Origin of the sequence: Kaistia adipata DSM 17808, from assembly GCF_000423225.1 — a bacterium.
Classification (GTDB): Bacteria; Pseudomonadota; Alphaproteobacteria; order Rhizobiales; family Kaistiaceae; genus Kaistia; species Kaistia adipata.
This window is the reverse complement of the sequence record NZ_AUHO01000007.1, coordinates 295,946-307,674: the sequence shown is the minus strand read 5'-3', so window position 1 is coordinate 307,674 and position 11,729 is coordinate 295,946. Positions and strand designations below refer to the sequence as shown.

Annotated in this window: 9 protein-coding genes; 5 read left to right on the top strand and 4 right to left on the bottom strand. The window is 70.1% G+C overall.

What is annotated here, in order from left to right; all coding sequences use genetic code 11:
- Positions 1-31 precede the first annotated feature (31 nt).
- Both G539_RS23895 and pip read left to right on the top strand, forming a co-directional pair.
- Entirely contained in the window at positions 32-1,852 is a 1,821-nt protein-coding gene (locus G539_RS23895; protein WP_156911871.1) for an SLC5/6 family protein, read from the top strand.
- 14 nt (positions 1,853-1,866) lie between these two features.
- Entirely contained in the window at positions 1,867-2,847 is a 981-nt protein-coding gene (pip, locus tag G539_RS23890) for a prolyl aminopeptidase (protein ID WP_051231146.1), read from the top strand.
- Positions 2,848-2,850: 3 nt separating this feature from the next.
- On the opposite strand, the gene G539_RS26100 is transcribed toward pip, so the two are convergent.
- Positions 2,851-3,414, bottom strand: coding sequence for a hypothetical protein (locus G539_RS26100; RefSeq protein ID WP_051231145.1), 564 nt, complete (start codon positions 3,412-3,414; stop codon positions 2,851-2,853).
- Positions 3,415-3,589: 175 nt separating this feature from the next.
- Positions 3,590-4,048, bottom strand: a complete 459-nt coding sequence (locus G539_RS0106375; protein WP_029074458.1) for a MerR family transcriptional regulator — start codon at positions 4,046-4,048, stop codon at positions 3,590-3,592.
- A 402-nt stretch (positions 4,049-4,450) separates the two neighbouring features.
- Here G539_RS0106375 and G539_RS23880 point away from each other — a divergent pair, with 402 nt between their 5' ends.
- From G539_RS23880 to G539_RS0106355, 3 genes are all read left to right on the top strand, one after another.
- Positions 4,451-7,585 carry an SEL1-like repeat protein gene (locus G539_RS23880; RefSeq protein ID WP_035830500.1) on the top strand — a complete coding sequence of 1,045 codons (3,135 nt, stop codon included), beginning with the start codon at positions 4,451-4,453 and terminating at the stop codon, positions 7,583-7,585.
- Between the two features lie 201 nt (positions 7,586-7,786).
- Entirely contained in the window at positions 7,787-8,716 is a 930-nt protein-coding gene (locus G539_RS0106360; RefSeq protein ID WP_029074457.1) for a sulfite exporter TauE/SafE family protein, read from the top strand.
- Entirely contained in the window at positions 8,713-9,489 is a 777-nt protein-coding gene (locus tag G539_RS0106355; protein WP_029074456.1) for a TIGR02186 family protein, read from the top strand. The genes G539_RS0106360 and G539_RS0106355 overlap by 4 nt, the downstream gene beginning before the upstream one ends.
- 6 nt (positions 9,490-9,495) lie before the next feature.
- Here G539_RS0106355 and G539_RS23875 read toward each other — a convergent pair whose 3' ends face one another.
- Together G539_RS23875 and G539_RS0106345 are read right to left on the bottom strand one after the other, a co-directional pair.
- Positions 9,496-9,765, bottom strand: coding sequence for a DUF6460 domain-containing protein (locus G539_RS23875; protein ID WP_035830497.1), 270 nt, complete (start codon positions 9,763-9,765; stop codon positions 9,496-9,498).
- 110 nt (positions 9,766-9,875) lie between these two features.
- Positions 9,876-11,669, bottom strand: coding sequence for a cisplatin damage response ATP-dependent DNA ligase (locus G539_RS0106345; RefSeq protein ID WP_029074455.1), 1,794 nt, complete (start codon positions 11,667-11,669; stop codon positions 9,876-9,878).
- Positions 11,670-11,729: the final 60 nt, after the last annotated feature.

Below are 11,729 nucleotides of genomic sequence, written 5' to 3'. Positions count from 1 at the left end.
GGTCGGAGAAGCGCGCCTCGGGACAATGGCGGTGGCGGCCTTCGTCATCGTGCTGGCGAGCCTCGGCCTCGTCGAGGCGCTCGACCGCTATGGCGCCTGGCCCGTCCTGCCGGCGCTCTTCCCGATCGTTCCACTCGCCGTCGCCGCCGTGGTCGCACTGCGAGTTCGCTCGCTCGATTTCGGCGACATCATGCGCGGCGGCAAGCTCGGCTCCGTGACGATCGCATGGGCCGTCGTCGGCACGGCGCTCTCCACCATCGTCCTGGTCGCCGCCCCCGTCGGAACGGCGCTGGGCGGAGGACGCGGCCTGATCCTCGTCGGTGCCTTCGTCGTCGGGCTGGCGCTCGCGACCTTCGTCGTCGCCCCTTCGGCCCGCTCGGTATCGGCGGCGACGCTGGCCGAGGCGCTCGGCATCCGCTTCGGGGCACCCGTGCGCGCCGTGGCGGCGCTGGCCGTGATCCTGACCCTGCTGCCGCTCCTGACCGCAGAGGCGGCGCTCGCCGGCACCGTCGCGGCCCGCATGCTGGGCCTGCCGCCGCAGCTCGCCGCCGACATCCTTCTCGGCCTTGCCGCGCTTGGCTGCGTCGTCGGCGGCCAGCGCGCCGCCATCGCCATCACCGCCGTGCTCGGGCCGATCGTCGCCCTCGCCTATCTCGCGCCGGTGACGGCGGCCTCGATCGGAGAAACGTGGTTGCCCATGCCCTGGGTCGGCCTGCTCGATCCCGAGGCGCGGACGGCGGCGGCTCGCATTCCCGCCTTCGTCATCACAGCCTTCATCATCTCGCTCGTGGCCGGCGTCGCCGCCATGCCGACGCTCGCCTTTCCGGCCTGGCAGACCGCGCGCCGACCGGCGGCCCGCCGCCATCTCCTGCTCGGCGTCGCTGGGACGGCGGTGATCCTGCTGGCGGCGCCGAGCTATGCCGTTTACGGCCGCGTCGCCGGGATCGACGCGACGATCGACCCGCTCGGGCTGGTCGTCTCCTTCCCGACCCGCGTCGGGCTCTCGGCGATGCCGGCCGTGCTTCTGATCGGCGGCCTGATCTCGGCGTCGCTGATCACCCTTTCCATGGGTCTCGCGACGATCGCCACCACTGTCGGGCAGGACCTCTATGGCACCGTCGTCGAGCGACGGGCGCCGACCGGCCGGCGCATCTTCATCACCCGGCTCTCGATCCTCCTGGCGGTCGCGGCGGTCCTCGGCATGAGCCGGCTCGCGATCGGCAGCATCGCCATGCTGGCCGGCGTCGCGCTCTCGGTCGCGGCGGCGAGCCTCGCCCCGCTCCTGCTCGTTGGCTGGCGGATGCGGCGCGCCACCACGCGCGCGGCCGTCGCCGCCATCGCCGTCGGCCTATGGCTAACGGTCGCCAACGTCCTGCTCGCCCGCTTCGTTCCCGACTTCGCCGGACGCTTTCTCGGCATGGGAACGGTGACGCCGTCCGTGCTCGGGCCGACCGGATGGTTCGGGCTTCCCGTGGGCCTGTCGGGCCCGATCGGCATGGTCTGCGGGCTGGCGACGCTGCTCGGCCTGTCGTTGTTGCCGGGGCTGCCCTGGCCGTTGATCTGGCTCCGCCTGCGCCACGCCGCGCGCCGCCTGAAGCGCCGCCTCGCGCAGCAACCGAAGACGGTGCCGGCCAGCGCAACGACCACCGCCGAGGCCGCGCCACCGCCGACCCTCGCCATGCCGGAGGCGCCGTCCCATTCGGCGCCGATCGCCACGCCGGCGGCGTTGTTCGGGCCGCTGCCTGCCTTCACGCGGGGGTCCGCGCCCCCGCCCGCCTCGGCGTCCGGTTCCAAGCCCGATCCCGATCCCGACGACGCGCTCGCGACCGGTCCGGCCGCGACCGGGACCTGAACCGGAGACCGCCCATGCCCGCCGATTCGCTCGCGCAGAACCGCCTGCAGCTCTTTCCGCCCATCGAGCCCTACGCCGTGCACCGCCTCAAGGTCTCGGCGCTGCACGAGATCCACGTCGAGGAATGCGGCAACCCGGACGGCAAGCCGGTGCTGATGGTGCATGGCGGCCCCGGCGCCGGCAGCAATCCCAACATGCGGCGCTATCACGACCCTGAGGCCTACCGGATCATCCTGTTCGACCAGCGCGGCTGCGGCCGCTCCACGCCCCATGCGGAGCTGCGCGAAAACACGACCTGGGACCTCGTCGCCGACATGGAGACGATCCGCACCCGGCTCGGCATCGAGCGCTGGCAGCTGCTCGGCGGTTCGTGGGGCTCCTGCCTGGCGCTCGCCTATGCCGAGACCCATCCCGAGCGAGTGACGGAACTGGTGCTGCGCGGCATCTTCACCCTGCGCCGGCGCGAACTGCTCTGGTTCTACCAGGAAGGCGCCTCCTGGCTGCTGCCTGAAGCGTTCGAGGCCTATCAGGCCCCGATCCCGCCGGAAGAACGACACGACATGATCGGCGCCTACCACCGGCGCCTTGTCGACGAGGACGACGCGGCCCGGATGGAGGCGGCCAGGGCCTGGAGCATGTGGGAAGGCAACGCACTGTCGCTTCTGCCGGACCCGTTGCGCGTCTCCGCCTTCGGTTCGCCGCACTACGCAATCGCCTTCGCCCGCATCGAAGCGCATTATTTCGTCAACAAGGGGTTCTTCGACCGCGACGACCAACTGCTCGCCAATGCCGGCAGGATCGACGGCATTCCCGGCGTCATCGTGCATGGCCGCTATGACCTGTGCACGCCGGCGGCGATCGCCTGGGATCTGTCGAAGGTCTGGCCGGGCGCGGAACTGAAGATCGTGCCCGATGCCGGCCATGCCATGTCGGAGCCTGGCAACATCCACGAATTGATCACCGCCACGGAGCGCTACAAGACGCGGCGCGCGTGAGGCTCAGATGCGCCCCTGATCGGCGTCCTGCTTGAGTTCGCGCACGAGGCCGAAGAAACGCCGCATCAGCTCCTCGCTGAAATTCATCGCCCGGTCGAGCTCGGGATCGCCCGATCCCGACGCCGGCGGCGCGGCCGCCATGGCGGTGCGCCGCTCGATCGCCTTGATTCGGGCGCGCAGATCGGCCACCTCGCGCCGCAGCACGGCATTGTCGTCGGCGCCCTTCTCTTCCGCCTGCGGCTTCGCGATCACCGCTTCCGGGATGGCCGCGCACTGCCACACGCCACCCGACACGGCGTCGCCGCGCCGGCAATGCGAGACCGCGCCAGTCTCGGTATCGAGGCGCACGAAACCGCCCTCGGCCGGAACCATGGTGTAGCGGCCAGCGCGCGGGCCGGCATCGGGCGGGACCTTGTCGGAAGGGACGGCGGCGGCGGGAGGAGTCGGGCTCTCGGCCCGGGCGACGACAGAAGCGCCGAACAGCGACGCGACGAGAAGCACGCTCGCCAGAACAGCATCGCGCCAACGGCGCGCATCGGGCGATCCGGATCTGAACGTCAGCGGCATCGGCTTGCTCCCTTTGGTCCCACGCCTTGGCGCCCCCTGGGGCGACCATAGCATGGGCCATGCGGACGCGCGAACGCGTCGGCGAAAGAAGAGGTCGGCACCCCAGGGAGGAGAATAGGGTGCCGACCTCGGCAGCCGCGACCGATCCAGTCGGCGCGGCGAAGCCAGGGACGCCTCAGGCGGCGCCGGCTTCCTTCTGGCGGAGCAGGCCGGCCACGACGTCGACGGTGCGGCGCAGTTCGTCCAGCGCCTGCTCGATGTCGACCTTCTGGCGCTCCAGCACCTCGATCTGCTCGTTGAACTTGCGAAGCGCCAGCCGCATCTGCAGCACCTGGCCGTCCTTCAGGTCGTAGAGATCGAGCATTTCCTTGATCTCGGTCAGCGAGAAGCCGACCTTCTTGCCCATCAGGACGAGCTTGAGACGCGAGCGATCCCGGCGCGAATAGATGCGGTTCAGTCCCTCGCGGCGCGGATGGAGCAGACCCTTGTCCTCGTAGAACCGCAGGGTACGCAAGGTGACGTCGAACTCGCGCGACAGATCGCCGATCGTGAACGTAGTCTGCTTGTTGCCGTCGGCGGCGCCATTGCTGTCGAGATCTTCGCGGGAAATACCCGCCAGTTGGGCCATGCTCATCGAGAAAGCTATCCTTATTCTTGGTTGTACCGGGGTAATCGAGTCGCCCGGTGCTGCCGGAATGCGTCTCTCCGTCATGCAGGTGTCGCAGCGTCAGGTAAAGCGCTTTAGCGTCACCTAACGGAAATTTCATTTCCCGATAACTGTTAAATGGCGCGGTTTTCGGCGCCGCGGCGGCCTGTTTCCCGGATTCCGGCGAGCATTTCGTTAAACCACCTTACCGAAGTGTGTAGAACGCAAGGGGTGGTTAACCGCTTGTTTACCATAGCGGCGCGAAGCTCCCGCCGAGGTCCGGGTCATGAATCGGGCCACGTCCGGGTCCGGCGTCGCGCCGGAAACGGCAGTGAATCGATCGCAGACGGGAATGATGCCCATGCGCGTGGCATCCGGGGGTTTTGGGACATGAAGCCGGGCAACAGGCTGGACTTTGGCACGGGCCGTTCCGGCTCCGACCTTCCGCCGCGCGCGCCGGGCGCCTTCGCGTCGCGGAACGAGCCGGACGGCGCGCAGCGTCTGGCCGCCCTGTCGGCGCTCGTCGACAATCTCACCCGACAGATCGACGTCATGGAGGATGCCACGCAGCGCCAGCCTCCGAAGCCCCCGGCCCAGCCGCCGCAGCCTCCCCAGCGCGCGGCCCTCGACGATCGCTTCGAGGCGCTCGGCCGGCAGCTCGACAATCAGCAGTCGGAACGCCTGAGCGGGATCGAGACGCGTCTCGCCACGCTGGCGAGCCAGATCGCCGCCGCGCGATCCGTCCCCCCGGCGCAGGAGCCGGCCAGCGCCCCGGTCGCGGCGGCCCAGGTCACCCCCGGCCCGGTGAACGGCGCGCCGGTGCGGCCGCGCGCCGATGCGTTCGGCGGCCTGCAGGCGGCCATCGCCGAGATCGCCTCCCGCCAGCGCGCGATCGACGCCGAACGGAGCACGCCTCCCAACGCCTTCGACGCCGTCGCCATCGAGGACGCCATCGCGTCGCTGCGCGACGACATCGCGCTGCTCGGCCGCCGCATCAATGCCGAAGCCCGCCGCAGCGACGAGAGCGGCCAGTCGCTGAAGGCCGAGCTAGCGACCCGCATCCAGGCACTGGCCGAGACGCGACCCGTCCCGGAGACGGGCGCAGTCGAGGAGCTTCGCCGCGAGCTTGTAGAGGTCAAGCAGGCCATGGCGCAGGCGGCGCGCGAAACGACGCTCGCCAGCCTCGAATCCGGCTATCGGCACATCATCGAGCGGCTCGACGACATCGTCCGCCACGCGCCGGAGACCGACCGCTTCGACCGCCTGACGCGCGACATCGCCGCGCTGTCGGCCTCGATCGAATCCGCGACGCCGGCACGCGAGCTCGAAACCGAGATCGAGGACATCCGCAACGCCGTCGCCTCGCTCACCCTTTCGCGACCGGACGCCGCGGTCGAACGCCAGATCGCCAAGCTGCAGGCGGCGATCGACGCCCTGGCCGCCCGCCCGGCGCCGGCGATCGACTTCTCCGGCATCGAGCGCGAGATCGACGCGCTGCGCCGCGACATGGACGGCCTTTCGCGCGGCGCCGACCCGATGGCGCTCGCCAGGCTCGAAAAGCAGATCGACGGCATCCGCAACGCGCTCGATACGTTCGAGCCGCGCACGCCGGGCATCGATTCCACCGCGCTCTCGCGCCTCGAGGATCGTCTCGACGCGCTGGCCGGGCGCTTCGACGCGCTGGCCGAGCTGCCGACGCTGCGCGCCCCCGCCCCGCCCGACGCCTTCGACGGGCTGCGCGCCGAGGTCACCCGGATGCGGCAGGACTTCGCCGCCCGCGAGCCCGTGCGTCTCGATGCGATCGAAGCGCAGATGCAGGCGCTGGTTCGTCGGCTCGACGAGACGAGCCGGCCCGGCGACAACAAGGCGCTGGCGCAGCTCGAGGCCCAGGTCGGCGCGCTGGCGAAGCAGATCTCGGTCGGGCCCGACCCGCGCGGGCTCGCCCGCGTCGAGGAAAATCTCGATCGCCTGCAGTCACTGATCGGCAGCAGCCGGCAGGACACGATCGAGGCCGCCCGCGAGGCGGCGCGCGCGACCTTCCGCGAGTTCGCCGGCAGCCATCCGGCGGCCGACGACCAGCTGGTCCAGGCGCTGCGCGAGGACATGCGCGCCCTCCAGGCGGCGGCCGAGCGCTCCGACCGGCAGACGCACGACACGCTGGAGGCCGTTCACGACACGCTGGCCAAGGTCGTGGACCGGATCGCGCAGCTCGAGATCGACGAACTGGCCGCCGCCGCGCATCCGCCGCGTGAGGCCATGACGATCACCGCGCGGCTCGAGGGCGGCTTGCCGGAGGAGCACCGGCCGCTGGCGCCCGGTTCCGGCCGTCCCGCCCCGCAGGCGAGCGCGCCTCCGGTCGCGCCTCAGACCGCGCGTCCCGGCGACCGCAAGGCCGATTTCATCGCCGCGGCGCGCCGCGCCGCCCAGGCCGCGCAGTCCGAAACCGCGGGCCAGATCGCGGACAGCGCCTCCGACGGTGACCGTCCGAACACCTTCACCCGCATCGGCGACGCGCTGCGGGCCCGCAAGCGCCCGCTGGTGCTGGCGATCGCCGCGATCGTGCTCGCGCTCGGCGCGATGCAGCTGACCGACCCGCCCGGACGCCAGGCCGCGAAATCGCCGGCGACCGATCCGCTCGCCACCGGCTCGATCCCCGCGAAGCCGGCCCGTCCCGCGACGCCGTCGACCCCGGCCGCCAAGCCGGCGCCGAACGCCATGGTCGCCCCGAGCCAGGACGGCAGCGGGGCGCTCGCCTTCGCGCCGGCGGCCGAAACCGACAACCGCTTCGCGGCGCTGGTGCCGGATGCGCCCTCCGCCTCCAGCTTCAGCACGCCGGCCGCGACCGCCGGGCTCGATCTCGAGACCGCCGCGGCGAAGGGCGACGCCGTCGCCGCTTTCGAGATGGGCCGACGCCTCTCCAAGGGCAGCAACGGCCAGGCCAAGGACGCCCCGGCCGCTGCCGACTGGTACCTGAAATCGGCAGAAGCCGGGCTCGCCGTCGCGCAGTACCGGATCGGCAGCCTCTACGAGCGCGGTGACGGCGTGCAACGCGACCTCGCCGCCGCCCAGGGCTGGTACGAGAAGGCGAGCGCGCAGGGCAATGCCCGCGCCACCCACAATCTCGCCGTGCTGATGAGCGAAGGCGCGACCGGCGATCCCGACTACGTTCGCGCCGCCCAATATTTCACCCAGGCCGCTAATCTCGGCGTCGCCGACAGCCAGTACAATCTCGGCGTGCTCTATGCTCGCGGCCTCGGCGTTGGCGTCGATCTGGTGCAGTCCTACAAGTGGTTCGCGCTGGCCGCCCAGCAGGGCGACCGTGACGCCGGCAAGCGCCGCGACGAGGTCGGCAAGGCGATGAAGCCGGACGCGCTCGCCGCCGCCCGCGCCGTCGTCCAGACCTTCAAGGCCCAGCCGCTCGACACCACCGCCAACTCGGAGCCGCGCCTCCGGCCGGAGTGGAAGAACACGGTCGCGCAGACGACGATGCGCGATGCCGGCAAGGTGCAGGCGCCGCGCGGCTGACGAGCGGTCGCCGGCGCGGAAGCGCGCGGGCGGGAACGGAGATTGACACGCGGGGGTCGAGCGGCTTTATCGGGTCGCAACGGCCATCGCACTGTCATGGCTCTGCCCTGATCAGGATTCGCGCTGGCCGCGACACGGGCCCGGCCCGGCTCATGGCGGTCCGCCGCTTCCACGTCACCCCATGCCAGCGGTTCTGTCGCCGTGCAGATCTATCTTCCCATAGCCGAACTGCCGGTGAACATGTTCATCATCTTCGGCATGGGTGGCGCCGTCGGCTTCCTGTCGGGCCTGTTCGGCGTCGGCGGCGGCTTCCTGCTGACGCCACTCTTGATCTTTTCCGGCATCTCGCCGGCCGTCGCGGTCGCCAGCACGACGGCGCAGGTCGTGGCCTCCTCGGCCTCGGCCGCCATCACCTTCTGGCGGCGGCGGCTGATCGACATGAAACTCGCCGCCTTTCTGGTGGCCTCCGGCATCGTCGGCTCCTCGATCGGCGTCGGCATCTTCAGCCTGCTGCGGCGCTGGGGCCAGCTCGATCTGGTCATCGCCATCTGCTACGTCACCTTCCTCGGCCTGGTCGGTGGGCTGATGCTGACGGAATCGATCCGCGCCATGATCAACGCGCGGCGCGGCCGGCCGGCGCCCTTGCGCAAGCCCGGCCAGCACAACTGGGCGCATGGCCTGCCCTTCAAGGTGCGCTTCCCGCGTTCCAAGCTCTATATCAGCGTCATCCCGATCATCGCGATCGGCGTCGGCATCGGCGCGCTCGGGGCGCTGCTCGGAATCGGCGGCGGCTTCATCCTGGTGCCGGCGCTGATCTACCTGCTCAGGGTCCCCACCAACATCGTCATCGGCACGTCGCTGATCCAGATGACCGGCACCATGGCGGTCGCCACCGTGCTGCAATCGACCACCAACCACACGGTCGACGGCGTGCTCGCCCTGATCCTGATGGTCGGCGGCGTCATCGGCGCCCAGTTCGGCACCCGCGTCGGCGCGGTCGTGCGCGGCGACCAGCTCCGCGCCATGCTGGCGCTGCTGGTGCTCGCCGTCGGCATCCGCTTCCTGGTCGACCTCGTGCACACGCCGGCGGAGCTGTTCTCGCTGGCGACGCTGACAGGCGATACGCGATGATCCGCGCCGCCGCCCTCGCCTGCCTCGCCCTGCTCTGGCTCGGCGCGGCGCCCGCCCGGTCCGAGCAGCTGATCGTCGCGCTGTCGTCGGAAGAAGTGCGGATCACGTCCAACTTCACCGGCACCAGCATCACCGTGTTCGGTGCGATCGAGCGCGACGCCGCGACCGTGTCACGCGCCGAATTCTACGACGTCGTCGTCGCGGTCAAGGGGCCGCCGGAAACGGTCGTCACCCGCCAGAAGGAGCGCATCCTCGGCATCTGGCTGAACAGCGCCTCGCGCACCTTCGTCAACATCCCGTCCTTCTACGCGATCAACTCTTCGCGGCCCTTGTCCGAGGTGACGACACCGCAGATCCTGAAGCGCTTCCAGATCGGCGCCGACGACCTCGTCTTCCCCGTCTCCGCCGACGCGGGCGCCGTGTCGTCCGGCGCCGACGACGAGTTCCGCCAGGCCTTCCTCCGGCTGAAGCGCGAGGACGGACTGTTCCGCAGCCAGGCCTATGGCGTCACCTTCCCCGGCACGGAGATCTTCCAGACCGCCGTGCAGATCCCGGCGAACGTGCCGGTCGGGCGCTATGTCGTGATGGTCTATCTCTTCCGCGACGGCGCGCTGCTGGCCACCGACCAGTCGGAGATCCGCATCGCCAAGATGGGTTTCGAGCAGTTCACCTTCGACCTCGCCCAGAATCAGGGCCTGCTCTACGGCGTGATCTGCGTCATCCTCGCCGTCTTCACCGGCTGGCTCGCCGGAGTGATCTTCCGAAGGGACTGATGCCCCTCAGCCACCCTTGCCGAGATTGAGCAGGCGGATGATCAGCCAGACCGGAACCACGATCACCGCGCCGAGCAGGAAGTAGCGCCAGATCCATTCGATGGCGCCGAAGCCCATGTTCCAGATCCGCCGGATGAACTGCTGCGCCGTTTCGATGATGTCATAGGGCGAGATGCCGAGCGCCGAGAGCACGATGCCGACGATCAGCGAGATGACGACCAGGCGGAGCAGGACCTGAGCGGGCGAGCCGCCCATGAAGCGTTGAAGGCCGTTCATTCGTCATCTCCCGTGACGCCGGGCGCGGACTGCGCCTCCTGGCGTTCGAATCGCGGCGATGATAGCCGATCGCCGCATCGAGACGAGGCAAAAGCGATCGGGATCCGGCATCAGCCCCGCATGTCCAGCAGCGCCACGAGCGTCTCGATCCGGTCCGCCTCGGCCGGCGGCTTGTCCCAGCGCAACCGGCTGATGCGGGGAAAGCGCATGGCGACGCCCGACTTGTGCCGGGTCGAGCGATTCAATCCCTCGAACGCCACCTCGAAGACGAGGCCCGTCTGGGCGCTGTGCGCCACCTCGCGCACCGGGCCGAAGCGGTTCAGCGTGTTGCGGCGGACGAAGCGGTCGATCTCGACCAGTTCGGCGTCGGTGAAACCGAAATAGGCCTTGCCGACCGGCACCAACTCGTCGCCCGCCTCGCCCGCCTTCCAGACGCCGAACGTGTAGTCGGAATAGAAGGACGAGCGCTTGCCGTGGCCGCGCTGAGCATACATCAACACAGCATCGACGGTGTAGGGATCGCGCTTCCACTTGAACCAGGGCCCCTTCGGCCGGCCCGGCTCGTAGACCGAATCCCAGCGCTTCAGCATCAGCCCCTCGATCACAGGCGCCGGCGGCGTCGCGCGCTTCAGCATCAGATCGTCCGCCGTCCCGTATGCGACCAGCGGCGAGAGATCGACGCGACGGGCGAGCGAGCCGGCGACGAGCGCCTCCAGCCTGCCGCGCCGCTCCCGAAAGGCGAGATCGCGCAGGTCCTCGCCGCCCGAGACGAGGCAGTCATAGGCGCGGATGAAGGCAGGATGGCTGGCGATCAACTTTCCCGACACGGTCTTGCGGTTCAGACGCTGCTGCAGTTCCGAGAACGAGCCCGGCTCGATCGCTTCGCCGGCGCGCCGGCCAACCAGCAGTTCGCCGTCGATGGCGCCGTCGAAATCGAGCGCCTCCAGCATGTCGGGAAAGGTGTCGCCGATGTCCTCGCCGGTGCGCGTATAGAGCCGGCGCACGCCCTGGTCCGAGACAGCCTGGACACGGATGCCGTCCCATTTCCACTCGGCCGCGTAGATTTCCGGCGTCACGCGGTCGAGGTCGTCTTCCTCCAGCGGCTGCGCCAGCATCACCGGGCGGAACGGCGCGCGGGCCGAGGAGGCCGGCTTCCCCGCCCTCCCCTCCAGCCAGGCGAAGAGCGGCAGAAAAGGCGGTTTCAGCCCGTGCCAGAGCTCCTCGATCTCGTTGACCTGGAGCCCTTCTACCTTTTCGCCGCCGAAATCGGCCAGTGCCTGCTTGGCGAGGCGGGCCGAGACACCGATGCGCAGGCCGCCGGTGACGAGCTTCAAAAGCGCCCAACGCCCGTCGGCGTCGAGCGCGTCGAGGAAGGCGGCGACCCGCTTCGGCCCGTCGGCGCGGGAGGACGCGAGCAGCGTCTCGACAATGGCGGAGAGCGAGGGGAGGTTTTGCCGAGAGGCATCGCGTGCGACGACCGCCCCCCTCTCTCCAACTCTCCCCCACGAGGGGGGAGAGGGCCCGCCTGAGGGTGTCCTCGACGCCTCAACAAGCTGGGGAGAAGAGCCCTCCCCCCTTGCGGGGGAGGGTTGGGTGGGGGGTACCGGCTCCATCCCACCGGACGCGACACCGCGCTCGTCCCAGACCAGGGCGATCGTCTCGGCGAGATCGCCGACATAGTCGTAGGAATAGGCGAAGAGCACTTCGTCGATGCGCTCGGCGACCAGCGCCCGGAGCATGGCCGGCTTGACCGAGGGCACGTCGAGCGTGCCGGTCAGCGCCGCCAGCGCCCAGCCGCGGTCCGGATCCGGCGTCGCGCGGAAATAGTCGACCATCAGCCGCAGCTTCGTGTTGCGCGACGGCGTCAGGATCAGGCGATCGAGGAACGCGGCGAAGTCCTGCATGGCGCCAATCTAGGTATGGGAGCGAGACTGCGAAAGCCCGCGTTCTTGCGATCGGCCGCC